Here is a 16,987-nt window from a genome sequence, read left to right on the forward strand (position 1 = left end):
GTCAGAGCCAGAGGTCCAGTTCGGTGGTCTCGTCGTATGCGCGTTCCAGTCCGTCCTCGAAGACCCGCATGTGTACCTCGCCGGCCCAGACCGTCGCCTCGTTCAGGTGGCCCGCGACGGCGTCACCGTCCGGTCCCGAGAGAACGACGTGCGTGTGGGCAAAGCGATCGCCGTCTAACAGCGAGACGTTCCCGACGCAACTGGCGACCTCGAGCGGTTCGTCGAACTCGATCGGGAAGTACTCACAATCCTTCTGATCGTAAAACCACAGTTCGGCGTCCTGTACCGCCCCGAGGGCAGTAAACCAGGCCGCGTCCGCGTCGACCTCGGTCGCGAGTGATTCGATCTCCGCGCGCCAGTCGGCCCCGGTCTCGAGGCGGGCGACGTACTCCGCATCGGTCTCGACCGCCCGGTAGTTCATACACACCACCTGTGTCTCCCGGTAGAAAAATACCACCGATCGTGACCGATTTCTGCGATCGATGTACAGGTACGGTGATCGTTCGTTTCGGTATCGGTGTTCGTTCGTTACGGTATGTGGCGTATTATCCGACAGTAAGAGGTGATTTGCCAGTTGTATCCCCTTGATACCAAAATGTGTCGCTAGTGACCGAAACACACAATGGTGCCAGACCAGTTCGCCGCCACGCGGCGGCAGTTACTGACGGCAGGTGCAGCGGTCAGTACAGCCGTGGTTGCCGGCTGTATCGGTGGGGAAGAAGGCCCCGGCGATGGCGGCCAGCAGCTCCTGTATACGCAGGAAGTGAGTCCGGACGGCGACTTCGACCCGGTGATCACGTTCGACGCCTACAGTCAACAGATCAACAACCTCGTCTACGACGGGCTGTACGAGTACGACTTCAGCCTGGAACCCCAGCCAAAGCTCGCGGCCGGCGAACCCGAAGCGGAGCGAGACGGCCAGCGGTACATCGTCGAACTCGTCGGAAATGCGGAGTTTCACAACGGTGACCCCGTCACGGCGGAGGACGTCGTCCACTCGCTGACCGCGCCGGTCGAAGAGGAGACCCAGAACATGCCGACCTACCAGATGATCGACGTCGAGAACACCGAACCCGTCGACGAGCAGACGGTGCAGATCGATCTGGAGTTCCCATACGGGGCGTTCACGGAGATTCAACTGGTTTCGACGGTCGTCAACGCGGAAGTCAGACAGGAGGACACCGAAGCGTACAACACGGAGCCGGTGGGGTCCGGACCGTTCACGTTCGAAGACTGGACGTCAGACGAGTACGTCGAACTCGCGCGCTGGGACGACTACTGGGACGAGCCGGTTCCCGAACTCGAATCCGTTCGGTTCGAGGCGGCCGAAGACGACGCCGGCCGCGTCTCCCAGATCCTCGCGGGCGATACCGACGCGATCGCGACCGTCCCACCGGCAGACTGGGACCAACTCGACGGCGAGGACGGAATCGAGGTTCACCGGGCCGAGAGTCCCTCCTACATGTACGTCGCGTTCAACTGCAACGACGGCGGGACGACCGATCCGGACGTTCGCCGCGGGGTCGCACACGCGTTCTCGCTCACCGAGTTCGTCGAGAGCAACCTGGGCGACAGCGCCAGCGCGATGGACGCACCGATCCCGCCGATCGTCGACGAACTCGGCTGGGAGTTTCCGATGGACGAGTGGGCCGACGCCGCTCCCGACTACGACCCGGATCAGGCCCAGGAGTTACTCGACGGGGCCGCACCCAACGACTGGAATCCGACGATCATCGTGCCACCGGACGACGTCCGCATCGCGCTTGGCGAGTTGATCGCCTCCCGACTGGACGAACTCGGCTACGACGCCGAGGTCCAGAGTCTGGACTTCGCGACCCTCGGGGAGACCTACATTACCGGCAACGCCGACGATTACGAGATGTACATCCTCGGCTGGACCGGCGGCCCGGACCCCGACGTCTACCTGTACAACCTGTTCCACGAGGATAACGAAGGGATCGCACAGGGCCACTTCTACGAGGGGAGCGACGATTTCCACGACAACATCTTGGCGGCCCGCGAAAGTGTCGATCGAGAGGAGCGCCGGGACCTGTACACCGAGGTAGTCGACGAAATTATCGACGAAGTGCCGGTGCTGGCCGCCTACTCCGAGCACAACACGATCGCGACCCAGAGCTACGTGCAGGATCTCGAACCGCACCCGAGCGTGTCGTACAACCCGCAACTCGTCTCCGAGCAGACCAACGTCAGCATCGACGAGGGATGACACCCCGTCCCGAGACGACCGCGAAACGACACCGGCGGCGCGATCGCACCCGTAGCCGGGTCGGGATCGTTCAGCGGTCGAGTACCGCGCGACTCACCGACGAACGGGCCACGACGTGACCACGAATGGGACTGCTCCGATACGCGATCTCCCGGCTGCTGCAGGCGATTCCCGTCCTGATCGGCATCTCTATCATCACGTTCGCGCTGGCGAATCTGGCCCCGGGCGATCCGGTTCGCCTCATGCTCCAGGGCCAGCAGGTCAACGAGGAACTCATCAGGACGATCGAAGCCCGGTACGGACTCGACCAGCCGGTCCACGTCCGCTACTGGAACTACATGACCGGTCTGCTTCAGGGCGACCTCGGCTACAGCATCCACCGGCGTCGCCCAGTCGCGGACCTCATGCTCGAACGGGCCGGCCCGACGCTGTTGCTCGTGCTGTCGGCGTACGTCTTCGCGCTCGTGACGGCGATTCCGCTGGGCGTCATCGCGGCGAAGCGACGGAACAAACCGGCCGATCACGTCTCGCGAATCGTCGCCCTGATCGGCGTCAGCACGCCGTCGTTCTGGATCGGCATCATGCTGATCATCGTCTTCGCAGTGCAACTCGGCGTCTTGCCCTCGGCGGGGCTGGTCTACCCGTGGCAACCCCCGTCGGCGGCCGGGTACAACAGCCACATCCAGCTTTGGATCGAGTCGATCAGACACCTCCTCTTGCCGATGATCGCCCTCGGAACGCTCCAGATGGCGACGCTCATGCGCGTCGAGCGAACGCAGATGATCGACTCGCTCCAGAAGGAGTACGTCACGCTCGCCCGCGCCTACGGCGTGCCAGAGCGGACGATCCTCCGCAAGCACGCGTTCCGATCGGCCCAGTTGCCCATCATCACGATCGTCGGACTCAACCTGTCGACGGCGCTCGGCGGCGCGGTGCTGGTCGAGACCGTCTTCGCGATCAACGGGATGGGGCGGCTGTTCATCGAGTCGATCCAGCAACTCGACTACCAGCTCGTGATGGGGATCACGATGGTGCTCGGGTTCATCTTCGTGATCGGCGTCGTCATCACGGACATCTCCTACGCGTACGTCGATCCGCGGGTCACCTACGGCGATCGAGAGTAATCATGAGAGCGAGATCCACAACGGAGAGGTGCTACTCACGTGGCGACGACTGAATCCCAACTCGACGACCAGGAACCGGGCGCGCACGCGGAAGCTGGAGCGGTCGATGAGGGGGTCGAACCTCGCGTCGGCTGGCGCTACACCCTTGCGAAAGTCAAGCGGGATGCGACTGCCCGAATCGGGTTCTACATCGTCGCGGCCGTTCTGTTCACCGCGGCGTTCGCCGGCGTCGATAGCAACCTCTCGACGCTCACGCTCGGGCAGGTCTCGGATTACGCCGCGGCCGAGGCGCTGCCGATCTTCGATCATCCGACGCAGATTCCGCCGCCCGGAGAGGGGAGTGCGAACCAACCCCCCGCCTTCGTCGACGGCGGGACGCTCTCGAACCCGCTCGGCACCGACCCCCAGGGCCGGGACTACTTCACCCGGATCGTCTACGGCTCGCAGGTATCGGTGAGCGTCGGTATCTTCTCGACGGCGATCGGGCTGGTCGGGGGAACGATCGTCGGCTCCGTCTCCGGCTACTACGGCGGGCGGGTCGACGACGTGTTGATGCGAGCCGTCGAAACGCTGTACGCGATCCCGCCGCTCGTCCTGATCATCGTCTTCATCGTCTTCCTCAGCGGCGGCAGCCCGGACATCCGCTACGCCGTGGTCGGCGTCGGGATCACGTTCATCCCGGTGTTCGCCCGGATCATTCGAAGTCGCGTGCTGTCGGTCCGAGAGATGGACTACATCGAGGCTGCGCGCGCCGCGGGCGTGAAAGACCGAAACATCATTCGCCGCCACGTCATCCCGAACAGCTTCGCACCCGTGATGGTGTACGCGACGTTGCAGATCGGCGTCACGATCCTGATCGTCGCCGGACTCTCCTTTCTGGGCTACGGCGCACAGCCGCCGACGCCGGACTGGGGAGAGATGCTCCGAATCGCTCACGGGCGGTACATGCACTCGAACATCTGGCTGTCGATCTGGCCCGGCCTGGCGATCCTCGTGACGATTATGGGCTTCAACCTGTTCGGCGACGGCCTCCAGGACGCGCTGGATCCGCGGATCGAGGACTGACCAGAGACCCGTCACCGAACATCACGACCACCGACACAAAACACAACGACCACCGAACGACATGAGCACTGACCCACTCCTCCGCGTCGAAAACCTCAAGACCCAGTTCTTTACAGAGACCGGCACCGTCCGCGCCGTCGACGGCATCTCCTTCGAGGTACAGGAAGGCGAGATCGTCGGCCTCGTCGGTGAGAGCGGGGCCGGCAAGTCGGTCGCCTCGATGAGCCTGCTGCGCCTCGTCGAGAGCCCCGGCGAGATCGTCGGCGGCACGATCGAGTACCGCGGCCAGACCATCTTCGACCTCGAAGAGGGCCCGAACGGCGAACTCCGCGAACACCCCGACATGCTCTCGGAGTCGGCAATGCGCGAGCAGATCAGGGGTCGAGAGATCGCGGTCATCTTTCAGGACCCGATGGAGTCGCTGAACCCCGTCTTTACGGTCGGCGGACAGCTCCGGGAGTTCATCGAACTCAACCGGGACCTGGGAAGTACGGAAGCGAAAGCGGAGGCGATCGATATCCTCCGCGAAGTCGGGATTCCCGACCCGGAGGAGCGCTACGAGGAGTACCCCCACCAGTTCTCCGGCGGGATGCGCCAGCGCGTGCTGATCGCGATGGCGCTCGCCTGCGAGCCGAGTCTCATCATCGCGGACGAGCCCACGACCGCACTCGACGTCACCGTCGAGGGCCAGATCATCGACCTCGTCGACGAACTGCAAGAGCGCTACGACACGAGCGTTATCTGGGTCACCCACGACATGGGCGTCGTCGCCGAGATTTGCGATCGCGTCAACGTGATGTATCTCGGCGAGATCGTCGAGCAGGCCCCCGTCGACGAACTGTTTTACGACACCAAACACCCCTACACGACGGCCCTGCTGAACTCGATGCCCCGTCCCGACCGGGCCACCGAACTGCAGCCGATCGAGGGCGTGATGCCGGAGGCGATCAACCCGCCCTCGGGCTGTCGGTTCCACCCCCGCTGTCCCGACGCCAGGGAGATCTGTACGCGCGTCCACCCGGCGACGCTGGAGGTCGATCGCGCCGACGGCGATCCCCACAGGGCGGCCTGCGTGAAACACGACGTCTTCGACGTGGGGTACGAGGAGAGCGCCCTGCTCGAGGGGAGCGGCGGCGAACCGGGCCGGGGCGAGAACGCAACCGGCCGTTCCCGCTCGGATACGCCTGCAGGGTCCGACTCGGATACCGCTGCGGGCCCCGATTCGGAGCCGGCACCCGAAGACGGGCAGGCCTCGACGGACGGTGGTGATCGCCGTGAGTAGACGCGCGGAATCGATTGCCACCGGCGGGGCGGACGTAGAGCACGGCGAGACGCTGCTCGAGATCGAGGGGGTGACCAAACACTTCCAGTCGGATTCGGGCCTGTTCGCGTCCGTGAACCTCGACCTGGACCGGTTCCCGCCGATCAGTTTCGGCGTCGATCACGTCGAAGCCGTCGACGACGTCTCATTCGAGATCGAGATGGGCGAGACGCTGGGACTCGTCGGTGAATCCGGCTGTGGTAAGAGCACGCTCGGGCGAACGATCCTGCGCCTGCTCGATCCCACGGACGGAACGATTCGGTTCAAAGGGGACGACCTGGCCGAAATGAGTGGCGAGGAGTTGCGCCGAAAGCGATCGGAGATTCAGATGATCTTTCAGGATCCCCAGTCCTCGCTCGACCCGCGGATGAAGGTCGGCCAGATCATCGAGGAGCCGATGTGCGCCCACGGGATGCTCGACGACGAGGGGCGGGAAGCCCGCGCGAAGGATCTCCTCGAAAAGGTCGGTCTCGATCCGCGCCATTACAACCGCCACCCCCACGCCTTTTCCGGCGGGCAGCGCCAGCGAATCAACCTCGCGCGGGCGCTGTCGGTCGATCCCGACTTCGTCGTCTGCGACGAACCCGTCTCCGCCCTCGACGTCTCGATTCAGGCCCAGGTGCTGAACACGATGGAAGCGTTGCAAGAGGAGTTCGGCCTCACCTACCTCTTTATCGCTCACGACCTCTCCGTGATCCGCCACATTTCCGATCGCGTCGCGGTGATGTACCTCGGGCACGTGGTCGAACTCGCAGAAAAGGAGGAACTCTTCGAGAACCCACAGCACCCCTACACGCGGGCGTTACTCGAGTCGATCCCGGTTCCTGATCCGCGATCGAACGGCGCTCGAGGGGTACTCGAAGGCGAGGTGCCAAGCCCGATCGATCCGCCCTCTGGCTGTCGGTTCCGGACGCGCTGTCCACGACTCATCGCGCCTGAAACGTACGACTGGGCCGACGAGGAGTGGTCCCGAACGCGGGCGTTCATGCGAGCGGTCAAACGCCGAACGTTCGAGCCGATGCCGGCCGCCGACATTCAGGCCGAGTTCTTCGACGGCACCCTCCCGCGGGGCGAGGCCGGCGAGATCGTCGACGACGCGATCGATCTCGTTGCGACCGATCGGGACCGGCCAGCGGACGCCGACGGAAGCGACGAGCGGGATGGAGAGAGCGATTGGGAGCGTGCGACCGACCTGCTACTCGACTCGTTCGCCGAAGAGAGCATCTGTGCGCAATCGCGACCGGGCTACGAGATCGAACCGGAGCACGGCGGCGGAGACCACTTCTCGGCGTGTCACCTGCACCGGTAACCACGGCAGGGAATCGATTCGGTCGGCCACCTCGATCGAGATCTGCGGTGCGTCCAGTTCCTCCTGGCCGGTCAGTCTCGAGACGGTCTCATCAGGAAGAATATAGGTTTTGAACGGGCGTGAGGGTGGTTCACTAATCGACGATCGACGATGACATTACGTGAATAATCGTCGTAAAAATCCTTAAGTGCGACGGGCAATTATTAACTCGTGTATGAGTAAAGTCCTCCAGATCATGGCAACACACACGAGCACCGGCATGAAACTACAGCGAGCGATCGAACACTCGCCCGAGTTCTCGGGCATCCAGCGAAGCGAGACCGGCCGACCGGATCGACAGATCTCCCCCGGCGGGTTTCTGACCGGCTAATCCGCCGAACCGACACGCCGAGAACTGCAATCGATTTTTTCGCGATCGATACCGTCCCCCGTACAGCGACGGCGATCGGTCGTCTTTCTCGCGTCGCCGCGCGCGATCACGTGCGGCCCGGTTCGACAGCACCCGATGTCACTCGATCGTGATCGTCGTCGAGTCGCTCGGTCGGTACCGATTTTCGTGGGTCGCGACGAACACCTCGATTTCGTACTCGCCGGGGACGGGAGGGACCGACTCGCGACGATCGCCGCCCCGGTCGCGCTCGAAGTGACCGTTCCAGGTCACCGAGAGCTGCTTTCGCTCGCCGCCGCGAAAGCGAAACGCCGAGGGTCGCGATCGGGTGTACCGGCGTTCGTCCGTCGCCTCGAGTTCGCCGTCGATCGCCCACCCCCAGCGACGCTGTCTGGGCGTCGGAATCTCGATCGGCAGCGGGAAGCGATTTCTGAACTCGATCGTGAGGGCGACCGGGTCGCCACGCTCGTACCGATCGCGATCGGTTTCGACCGAGACGCCGACGGCCCGACGTGCGAGCGCCGCGGGTACGAAGGAGGCGAGAACGGTCGCCGCAGTGATCCGAGAGTCGTCACTCTCGACGCCGAATTCCTCGTCGGCGTCCGTCCCGCGATCGTCGCCCGGTCGAGGACCGACCATCGTCGGCGGGTCAACGCGGTGGTACAAAACGGTACGTGCTCGAACGGCCGCGAACGAGATCGCAAAAATCCCTGTTACCCACTGTCCCCCGTCGTCACCGCATCCCCGGCAATGTCGGCGCGGCGTCTGCCGACATCGAAAGCCAGGCACCGTCTGCGGAGATGTCTGCAATGACGTATTCGTCGCTCGATTCCGTCGAATCGATCGAGCCGACGATCGAGTCGTCAGCGGACATGGTGGGGGGGTTTGACACCATGTGTGTAAGTGACTGTCACTCGCATATAAACTCGTCGAATCGAACTGTCCGGCAGTCCGGACGATCGGCGGGCGACTGTCGCTCCGGCGAGTGAAGCACTGGGTTTATACTCATTTTCGCCCTACGGTGGTGATATGAACGTAGCCGACGCGATGACCCCACGGGAGGATGTGGTGACCGTCGAACTGCCGGGCACCCGATCGGACGTCCTCGACTACCTGCAAGAACAGTCGTTCTCGTCCGTTCCGGTTGTCAAATCGACCGACGACGGGTTCGAGTACCGCGGACTGATCTCCCGAGATGTCCTGATCGAACAGCCCGACGAGGACCAGCTCGTCATGCTGATGGCGGAGGTGCCGACGACGACGGCCGACACCGCGCTCGAGGACGTCGCGCGGACGATGGTCGAGGAGAACGCGCGTCGCGTCCCCGTCGTCGGTGGCACGTTCGAGGGGATCGTCACGGTCACGGACGTGATCCACGCGATCGCGAGAGGCGACCAGGAGACCGACGGCACCGTCGACGCCTACGCCAGCGCGGACGTGAACACGACCCACGAGGGCGCGCCGCTGCCGGTCGCCGAGCGCGAACTGTACTACGCGAACGTCCCCTACACCGTCGCGCTGGACGACGACGGGAAGATGAGCGGCGTTCTCACGGAAGTAGATATCATCGAGGTTGCCCGCATCGTCGAGGGCGAGGAAGAAACCGGGGACAACTTCCCGGATCAAGACTCCGAGTGGTCCTGGGAGGGGATCAAAGGCGTCGGGAGCCGCTACCTGCCGACCCGAGACATCGAGATTCCGGCCGGACCGGTCAGCGAGTTCATGAGCGACGACGTGGTGACGGTCTCGGGAACGACGTCCGTCCAGGAGGCTGCCCAGCGGATGATCAGCAACGACATCGAACAGCTCCCGATGGTCACGGGCGAACAGCTCGCCGGCATCGTTCGGGACGTCGACCTGCTGGAGGCGCTGTATGAGTGACGCGAACAGAGCGGATCCGACGGGCGACCAAAAGACGACGAACGCCACCAGCGAAAAGCTGGTCGAACTGGCAAAGCGCCGCGGCTACTTCTTCCAGTCATCGGGCGCGTACGGCGGCGTCGGCGGCTTCTACACGTTCGGTCCGCAAGGGGCGGCTCTCAAGCAGAACGTCGAGGACGCCTGGCGCGATCGGTTCGCGCTCGCGGAGGGGAACATGGAGATCGACGCCCCGACGATCATGCCCGAACCCGTCTTCGAGGCGTCGGGCCACCTCGACGGCTTCGACGACATGCTGATCGAGTGCCCCGACTGCGGGACGAGCAGCCGCGCGGACCACCTCGTCGAGGACAACACCGAATACGAGGACGCAGAGAGCCTTCCGATTCACGAGGTCGAGGAGGTCATCGCGGAGTACGAACTCGTCTGTCCGGAGTGCGGTGCCGGCCTGGCCGGCGTCGCCGTCGAGGACTTCAACCTCATGTTCGCGACGAACATCGGTCCCGGAGACGCCCAGCCCGGCTACCTCCGTCCCGAGACCGCCCAGGGCATCTTCGTCGAGTTCCCACGTCTCAAAGAGTACGCCCGCAACACGCTTCCGTTCGGCGTCACTCAGATCGGTCGCGCCTACCGCAACGAGATCAGCCCGCGACGATCGATCATCCGGACCCGCGAGTTCACGCAGGCCGAACTCGAGTACTTCGTCGACCCCGAGGCGAACGAACCGGACCTCGAAGCGGTCGAAGACGTGACGGTGTCGCTCTACCCGGCCAGCGAGCAGAACGCCGACGACGGCGAGGAAATCGAGACGACGATCGGCGCGGCCGTTTCCGAGGGCATCATCGGGGACGAGTGGGTCGCCTACTTCCTCGGCGTCGCGAAGCCGTGGTACGAGGCCGTCGGCGTCGACATGGACCGGTTCCGCTTTCGCCAGCACCTCGCGGGCGAGCGCGCCCACTACGCCGCGGACTGCTGGGACGCCGAGAGCGAAGTGGACGGCAACTGGATCGAGATGGCCGGCTTCGCCTACAGAGGCGACTACGACCTCTCGAAACACGCCGAACACTCCGGCGATCGGTTCACCGTCTTCAGACAGTACGACGAACCGAAGACGGTCGAACGCGCGACGGTCGATCCCGACATGAGCTACCTCGGTCCCGAATTCGGCGGCGACGCGCAAGCGGTCGTCTCGGAACTCGAAGCGCTCGCGGGTCGAGATCGATCCGCGTTCGAGGGTGATAGCGTCGAGATCGACCTCGACGGCGACTCCCACGAGATTCCCGTCGAGAAGACCGGCTTCGCCGTCGAGGAGCAGACCGAAGCCGGCGAGCACGTCGTCCCGCACGTCGTCGAACCCTCCTTCGGCGTCGATCGACTCGTCTACACCGTCCTCCACCACGCCTACCGCGAGGACGAGGTCGACGGCGAGGAGCGCACTTACCTCCAACTCGACCCCGAGGTCGCGCCGACGTTCGTCGGCGTCTTCCCGCTGCAGAGCGACGACGAACTCGAAGCCGAGTCGGAGGCGATCGCGGCGGAACTGCGAGACGCCGGCCTGTCGGTGACCTACGACGATTCGGGCAACATCGGACGGCGCTACCGCCGCCAAGACGAGGTGGGCACGCCGTTCTGTGTGACGATCGACTACGAGAGTGTAGACGACGAGGCGGTCACCGTCCGGGAGCGCGACTCGACGGAGCAGAAACGGCTGGCGATCGACGAGTTGGCGGAGACGTTGTCGGCACTGCGCGCCGGCAAGATCGCGTTCGAGGAGCTATAGCCCCCGACGCGATTCGTGCGGCGTCGTGGTCCCCGCTCCGATTGGGAGACGGCGTCAGCCACCCCTGAGTGAAATTGGGCCAACGCCGGTCGCGTTCACGTCATCACTCCGGAAAACATACGTTTTTTGTCTATTAATTCGAACCGAATACCGGCGGTAAATCTCGCTATCGGTCACGGATTTTCAGTGACACCGGTGTTACTCAGTATCACCAGTGTTCGCTAACGTACATATAGCGCCGAGTTCGTACGAACTAACGAAATGCAACCAGCTATCAAAATGATACGGATCGATTCGCGAACCGATCGCGCCGCGGAGGGCGATCGCTGATGTTCGAGTCCGCAGGTGCCGACGTCGCGTTCTTGCTCGCTCGCGTCCTCTTCGGCGGGGTGCTCGCGTTCACCGGGCTGAATCACTTTACCAACACGGACTCGATGGCCGGCTACGCCGAATTCAAGGGGCTCCCCGCGCCGCGTGCTTCGGTGCTCGCGAGCGGCGGTCTGCTCGTCTTCGGCGGGCTATCGATCGTGCTCGGGGTCTTTCCGGCGATCGGTGCCGGTGCGCTGGCCGTCTTCTTGCTCGTCTCCGGCGTGACGATGCACGACTTCTGGGCGGTCGACGAGGCGGACGCCCAGGACGAGATGACGCACTTCCTGAAAAACGTCTACGGTGCCGCCGGGGCGCTCGCGTTTCTCGTCCTCGCGAGCGCACCGTGGCCCTACGCGGTGAACGTCGGCCTCTAGACCGGTCGTCTGGACGCGACTACGTCTGTGGCGGCTTCGGCCTCCGGGTTCCAGACCGCTACTCGCGTTTGCCGGCCTGCGAACGGGACGGCTCGATCGAATCTCGCTCGCGACTCGCGAGTTCGGCGGCGATCGCGTCGTTCTGGACCGTCGAGTAGACCCGAGCGAAGCGATACGCGACGACGCCCGTCACGAGCACGGCGACGCCGACCCACACCGAGTGCGTCGCGGCGACGACGGCGGCCTGATAGCCGATCGCGACCGCGATACCCGCCGCCACGACGGCCGCGATCGGATTCGATCGAGCGTCCGCGGCGAGTCCGGTGATCGTCTCCGCAGTCGGGACGTACGAGGTGCGCTCCGAGTCGCGATCGAACACGTCACTGCGATTGTTTCTCCGCCGACAAAAAGGTGCGTGCCCACACGCATCACAATCCGCCGCGAGTGAAGCGATTCGACGGGACGGAGATCACCTGTTCGACCACCCGAGGACGCTCTGACACCGGACGCGAAACTGGGGTCTCCGTTTTATTTCTCGCCGCCGTACAGACATCCGCAAATGCCGATCGAGAGCGATACCGTGGATTACCGGCTTGCTGCCAGCGATGAGACCGTCCACAGCGCGTGGGACAATGCGATCGAGCCGGTGTGTACGATCGAGCCCGGCGACGTCGTCCAGTTTGCGTGCAGGGACGCGACGAACGGCCAGCTCGGTCCCGACTCGACGGTTAGGGATGTCGCCACGCTGGACGTCGACCCGGTTCACCCGCTGACTGGACCGATCGCGGTCGCGGGCGCTCGGCCGGGTGACGTGCTCGAGGTCGAACTGCTCGAGTTCGAGCACGAAGGGTGGGGATACACGCTCGTCCTTCCGGGCGAGATGGAGGCGGGTCTCCTACCGGAGGCGTTCCCCGACCCGGACCTGTACGTCTGGGACATCGAGGACGGCGCGTGTCGGTTCGAGCGCGGAATCGAGGTTCCCATCGATCCGTTTCCGGGCGTAATCGGCGTCGCGCCGGCCGAGAGTGGCGCATACAGCACGTTTCCGCCGCGATCGGTCGGCGGGAATATGGACGTCAAGCACCTCACTGCGGGCGCGACGGTCTCGCTGCCCGTCGCGGTCGAGGACGCGCTGTTCAGTATCGGCGACTGTCACGCCGCCCAGGGGGACGGCGAGGTCTGTGGCAGCGGGATCGAAGCGCCCATGACGGTGACATGCCGGTTCGATTTTCGAACGGACCGACCGATCGAGTCCCCGCAGTTCGAGACCGCGGGACCGTTTACTCCGACCGGCGAGGACGAGCCGATGTACGGGACGACCGGTATCGCGGACGATATGCGGATGGCGGCCAAAGCCGCGATCGGGCAGATGATCGACCACCTGCACGGAGAGCGCGGATTGTCCCGGAGCGAGGCGTACATCCTCTGTTCGGCGGCCGTCGACCTGAAGGTGAGCGAGGCCGTCAACGCGCCGAACTGGGTCGTCTCCGCCTACCTCCCGGAACGCATCTTTCCGGCCGAGTTGCGCCGATCGACGACGAGCGACGGCGGCGGCGAGTGACCGGCGGAATCGGGGATCGAGCGTGATCGTGGCGGCCGATCGGTCCACGGAGGTCGATCGTTCGGTCGAGAGAGGTGCGTGCGAGTCACAGTCCGAGCGTCGCGGAGGGTAAAACACACTTATTCGCTCGCGTCGTACTGCGGGCATGGGACGCGAAGGGGTCTCTGGAGCGCCGGTTCGTCGCATCGCGAACCGATCGATCGGCAGCTCGATCGGTCGATTCGATCGCGGCCGAAACGGCGACCGAATGGATCGCCCCAGTGTGAACCAAAAAAGCCGCTGCAGGCGACAACGGACGGTGGGCCCGTGACGAGACCGACAGACGAACAGTACGACAGCGACGGGTCACCCGATCGATCGGACGGGGGGTACCGGTCGCCAGCCGAGGGTTTCGCCCAGCGCGTCGTCGACGTGAATCCGGTCAACACCGTCGTGGTGAACGCGACAGGGGATGTCGCGTTTGCAAATCGGCGGGCAAGAGATACTCTCGAAATCACGGATCAGGACGTCGACGGGCGCTGTAATTTGTCCGATTGGAACATCTATTACGACGACGGAACGTCGGTTCCTGCCGAAGAGCATCCGGTCACGCGCGTCTTCGAGACCGGCGAGTCCGAGTACGGCTTCGAACACTGGATCGAACTGCCCGACGGGTCCGAACGGTGGCTGTCGAGTAACACCGCACCGATCGTCGACGACGACGGGGCCGTCGAGTACGCCGTCGTCTCCTTCGAGGACGTGACGCCGCTGAAACGGCGCGAGGAACGACTGACCAGCGACCACGTCCGCCGTCTCGAGTTTCGCGCGAACCAGTCGGCGGTCCCCCCTTCGCTTCGAGTCGACAGCGGCGAGACACTGATCGAAATCGATTCCGTGGTTCCGTTGCCCGACGAGACGATCGTCCAGTACATGGGTACCACGGACCTCGCCGCTGCCGATTTCGTCACTGCCGTCGAGGAGGTTCCCCACTTTCTCGATGTCCGGTTGCTCAGTTCGATCGACGGCTACAATCGGGTCGAAGCCCACGCAGAGTCGGAGACGGTTTCGTACGTGTTCCCCGCCCTCGGCGGCCGTCCGCGCGAGGTCCGGATCACGTCCGACGAAGTTCGGTTCCTTGGCGAGTTACCTGGCGATGTCGACCCGCGACTGGCCGCCGACGGAATCCGGGAGTTCCACCCCGGCGTCGAACTGGTCGCAGAAGACCTCGTCTACTCGCCACACCTGCTGTACGACGTCGTCGCCAACGCACTCACCGAGCGACAGCTCGCCGCACTCGACACCGCGTACTTCGGCGGCTACTTCGATACGCCCCGGACCAGCAACGGCGACGAACTGGCCGATCGGTTCGGCGTCACCCGACAGACGTTCAACCAGCACCTTCGGAAAGCACAACAAACTATCTTCAACTACCTCTTCGAAAAGTCCGCCGCGGACGCACGCTGACTGGTCAGCGTCCCCCCTTAGGACACCCGTACTCGTACGAAAGAGCAATGAACGAAAACGTCAACTCGGAATCCACTCTGAATCGGTCCGTCGGTGAGGATAGCGTCGGGTACGACCCAACCACGAAGACGTTTCATGGACGATTCGACGCGGATCCGACTACGGTCGCCGTCGCGGTCGTCGAGACCGTCGCGACCGCCACGAACGGCGATCCGCTCACACTGCCGCCGCTTTTCGAGACCATCGATCCCGAGTCCCTGGCCGCCCTCGTGGTGTCGAATCGATCCACTCCAATCGAGGTGAGCTTCGTCTACGAAGGCTGTCAGGTCACCGTGTCGAGCTACGGGAGCATTATCGTCGAACCGCTCGAGGAGTGACGATCGACCGCGGAACAGGGGTGAACGATCCGGAAACCGGGAAATACAGTCGACGCACAATAGGGCGATCCGACACGCGCGCGATCCGGTGGTCGATCGGTCAGTCGAGTTGACAGTCGAACGTAACCGACGGACTCAAGGCATCGTCTTTCGAGCCTTTCGGTGATGGCCGACGAACTAAAACGACGACTGGTCCACGCGAGCGGTTCCGGTCTGGTCGCACTCTATCTTCTCGCCGGTGCGCTCGGTCTCGGCCTTACCTGGGATCGGTTTCGCGTTCTCATGCTTCTCTTTGCGGTCGGGACGATCGGTCTCGAGTTCCTCCGGTTGCGCGTGGGCCTGGAGTGGTCGATCTACGACAAACTGACCCGAGAGTACGAGCAGGACCAGTTCGCCGGCTACGGCTACTACATGGTCAGCATGACGATCGTCGTGCTCCTGTTCGGACCGACGATCGCGCTCCCCGCGATGTTGATGCTTTCGATCGGTGACCCGATCAGCGGGTACGTCTCGGACGACGGTCTAAAACGCGTCAAAGGTCCGACCGTGCTGGTCACGATGTTCGTCGTGAGCACCATCCTCGCCGCGCCGTTTCTCTCCGACCACCCCCTCGCCGTGGTCGCCGCTGCGCTCGGCGCGACGATCGCTGACGGCGTGACACTCCGCGTGGGCGAGTTCATCGTCGACGACAACCTGACAATCCCGATTTACGCCGCGACGTTAGCGTGGCTCGCGATCGAGTTCGGGCCCGTATAGCGGATACAGTCACCCGCTGGCGTCGTTTCATCCCCTGACCATCCTCCCACCACCTGCACGGACGGCACCTGCTGACGAGGTATCAGCAGATAGGTATCTACACCCCATTCTCGTAGCGTTGGTCGCTGGAATGCCACAGCTGTGTCCGGCAGCACCGTCGGAGTCACAGGAGCTGAACCGGGCACGAACGAGGTGACCACGCATGTCAAGCCAACTCGACACCGACAAACTGGAGCGAGAGGTGAAATCGGTTTACGAAGACGTTGCGACCGCACCGCACGACGAATTCCACTTCGAGACGGGACGCGAACTGGCCGAACGACTCGGCTACGCGCCGGCGGATCTCGATCGGGTCCCGGCGGCGGCCGTCGACTCCTTTGCGGGCGTCGGCTATCACGTCGACCTCGCCGGATTCGAGGGAGGCGAGGACGTCCTCGATCTCGGGAGCGGGTCCGGCATGGACGCCTTCGTCGCCGCCCTCCACGTGGGCGAGGCGGGGAGCGTAACCGGACTCGATATGACCACCGAGCAACTCGAAAAGGCCCGATCGCTCCGCGACGAGGCGGGTTTCGAGACCGTCTCCTTCGAACGGGGGTATATCGAGGAGGTGCCGTTCGGGGACGACTCGTTCGACGTCGTCATCTCGAACGGCGTTATCAACCTCTCGCCGGAGAAAGAACGCGTCTTCGAGGAGGCGAGCCGGGTGCTCCGACCCGATGGCCGGCTGGCGATTTCGGACATCGTCAGCGAGCGCCAGCTTTCGGCGGGCATCAAGGCCGACGCCGACCTCTGGGCCGCCTGCATCGGCGGCGCAGAGCAGGTCGACGATTACACGGGGGCGATCGAAGCCGCCGGCTTCGAACTCGAGACCGTTCGCGAGAACGACGCCTACGAGTTTACGTCCGACCAGGCACAGGGCGCGTGCCAGAAATACGGCGTCGGAAGCGTCGCGATCGGCGCGCTCAAACGGTAACCGGCGAACGCAGATCCGGCGGAGACCGTCCGAAGTCCGGAG

The 16,987-nt window shown here is 64.1% G+C and carries 18 protein-coding genes; 14 read left to right on the plus strand and 4 right to left on the minus strand.

The window, feature by feature from the left end; translation table 11 throughout:
• Position 1: 1 nt before the first annotated feature.
• A complete protein-coding gene (locus AC6I6L_RS06975) occupies positions 2–421 on the minus strand; it encodes a PPC domain-containing DNA-binding protein (RefSeq protein WP_497917015.1) in 420 nt (139 codons plus the stop codon).
• Between the two features lie 201 nt (positions 422–622).
• Here AC6I6L_RS06975 and AC6I6L_RS06980 point away from each other — a divergent pair, with 201 nt between their 5' ends.
• The 6 genes from AC6I6L_RS06980 (at position 623) to AC6I6L_RS07005 (ending at position 7,416) form a co-directional block, all read left to right on the plus strand.
• Positions 623–2,227 carry an ABC transporter substrate-binding protein gene (locus AC6I6L_RS06980; RefSeq protein WP_497917016.1) on the plus strand — a complete coding sequence of 535 codons (1,605 nt, stop codon included), beginning with the start codon at positions 623–625 and terminating at the stop codon, positions 2,225–2,227.
• Between the two features lie 125 nt (positions 2,228–2,352).
• Positions 2,353–3,351, plus strand: coding sequence for an ABC transporter permease (locus tag AC6I6L_RS06985; RefSeq protein WP_497917017.1), 999 nt, complete (start codon positions 2,353–2,355; stop codon positions 3,349–3,351).
• Between the two features lie 39 nt (positions 3,352–3,390).
• Entirely contained in the window at positions 3,391–4,416 is a 1,026-nt protein-coding gene (locus AC6I6L_RS06990; RefSeq protein ID WP_497917018.1) for an ABC transporter permease, read from the plus strand.
• Between the two features lie 61 nt (positions 4,417–4,477).
• A complete protein-coding gene (locus AC6I6L_RS06995) occupies positions 4,478–5,698 on the plus strand; it encodes an ABC transporter ATP-binding protein (RefSeq protein WP_497917019.1) in 1,221 nt (406 codons plus the stop codon).
• Positions 5,691–7,046 carry an ABC transporter ATP-binding protein gene (locus tag AC6I6L_RS07000; protein WP_497917020.1) on the plus strand — a complete coding sequence of 452 codons (1,356 nt, stop codon included), beginning with the start codon at positions 5,691–5,693 and terminating at the stop codon, positions 7,044–7,046. Before AC6I6L_RS06995 ends, AC6I6L_RS07000 begins: the two co-directional genes overlap by 8 nt.
• Positions 7,047–7,260: 214 nt before the next feature.
• Complete coding sequence (locus tag AC6I6L_RS07005; protein WP_497917021.1) at positions 7,261–7,416, plus strand: hypothetical protein; 156 nt, start codon at positions 7,261–7,263, stop codon at positions 7,414–7,416.
• A 138-nt stretch (positions 7,417–7,554) separates the two neighbouring features.
• Here AC6I6L_RS07005 and AC6I6L_RS07010 read toward each other — a convergent pair whose 3' ends face one another.
• Together AC6I6L_RS07010 and AC6I6L_RS07015 are read right to left on the minus strand one after the other, a co-directional pair.
• The gene (locus AC6I6L_RS07010) at positions 7,555–8,073 is read right to left on the minus strand and encodes a DUF7974 family protein (RefSeq protein WP_497917022.1); all 519 of its coding nucleotides are present in this window, start codon (positions 8,071–8,073) and stop codon (positions 7,555–7,557) included.
• Positions 8,074–8,167: 94 nt separating this feature from the next.
• Entirely contained in the window at positions 8,168–8,329 is a 162-nt protein-coding gene (locus AC6I6L_RS07015; protein WP_497917023.1) for a DUF7556 family protein, read from the minus strand.
• Positions 8,330–8,463: 134 nt separating this feature from the next.
• Between AC6I6L_RS07015 and AC6I6L_RS07020 the strand changes: the two genes are divergently transcribed.
• The 3 genes from AC6I6L_RS07020 (at position 8,464) to AC6I6L_RS07030 (ending at position 11,835) form a co-directional block, all read left to right on the plus strand.
• Positions 8,464–9,315, plus strand: a complete 852-nt coding sequence (locus AC6I6L_RS07020) for a CBS domain-containing protein (RefSeq protein WP_497917024.1) — start codon at positions 8,464–8,466, stop codon at positions 9,313–9,315.
• Positions 9,308–11,092 (plus strand): glycine--tRNA ligase, encoded by a 1,785-nt coding sequence (glyS, locus tag AC6I6L_RS07025; RefSeq protein ID WP_497917025.1) that lies wholly within the window; start codon positions 9,308–9,310, stop codon positions 11,090–11,092. The genes AC6I6L_RS07020 and glyS overlap by 8 nt, the downstream gene beginning before the upstream one ends.
• A 329-nt stretch (positions 11,093–11,421) precedes the next feature.
• Positions 11,422–11,835: a DoxX family protein gene (locus AC6I6L_RS07030; RefSeq protein WP_497917026.1), complete on the plus strand. Its 414-nt coding sequence runs from the start codon at positions 11,422–11,424 to the stop codon at positions 11,833–11,835.
• 58 nt (positions 11,836–11,893) lie between these two features.
• Here the strand turns inward: AC6I6L_RS07030 and AC6I6L_RS07035 are convergent, their stop codons facing one another.
• On the minus strand, positions 11,894–12,214 hold the full coding sequence (locus AC6I6L_RS07035; RefSeq protein WP_497917027.1) for a hypothetical protein: 321 nt from the start codon (positions 12,212–12,214) through the stop codon (positions 11,894–11,896).
• Positions 12,215–12,394: 180 nt separating this feature from the next.
• On the opposite strand from AC6I6L_RS07035, the gene AC6I6L_RS07040 reads away from it, so the two are divergent.
• The 5 genes from AC6I6L_RS07040 (at position 12,395) to AC6I6L_RS07060 (ending at position 16,945) form a co-directional block, all read left to right on the plus strand.
• Positions 12,395–13,396, plus strand: a complete 1,002-nt coding sequence (locus AC6I6L_RS07040) for an acetamidase/formamidase family protein (RefSeq protein ID WP_497917028.1) — start codon at positions 12,395–12,397, stop codon at positions 13,394–13,396.
• A gap of 306 nt (positions 13,397–13,702) precedes the next feature.
• Positions 13,703–14,839: a bacterio-opsin activator domain-containing protein gene (locus tag AC6I6L_RS07045; RefSeq protein WP_497917029.1), complete on the plus strand. Its 1,137-nt coding sequence runs from the start codon at positions 13,703–13,705 to the stop codon at positions 14,837–14,839.
• A gap of 47 nt (positions 14,840–14,886) precedes the next feature.
• A complete protein-coding gene (locus AC6I6L_RS07050; protein ID WP_497917030.1) occupies positions 14,887–15,216 on the plus strand; it encodes a HalOD1 output domain-containing protein in 330 nt (109 codons plus the stop codon).
• Positions 15,217–15,381: 165 nt separating this feature from the next.
• Positions 15,382–15,972 carry a dolichol kinase gene (locus AC6I6L_RS07055; RefSeq protein WP_497917031.1) on the plus strand — a complete coding sequence of 197 codons (591 nt, stop codon included), beginning with the start codon at positions 15,382–15,384 and terminating at the stop codon, positions 15,970–15,972.
• Between the two features lie 202 nt (positions 15,973–16,174).
• A complete protein-coding gene (locus AC6I6L_RS07060) occupies positions 16,175–16,945 on the plus strand; it encodes a methyltransferase domain-containing protein (protein ID WP_497917032.1) in 771 nt (256 codons plus the stop codon).
• Positions 16,946–16,987: the final 42 nt, after the last annotated feature.

This window comes from Halosolutus sp. DAT137 (assembly GCF_059736405.1).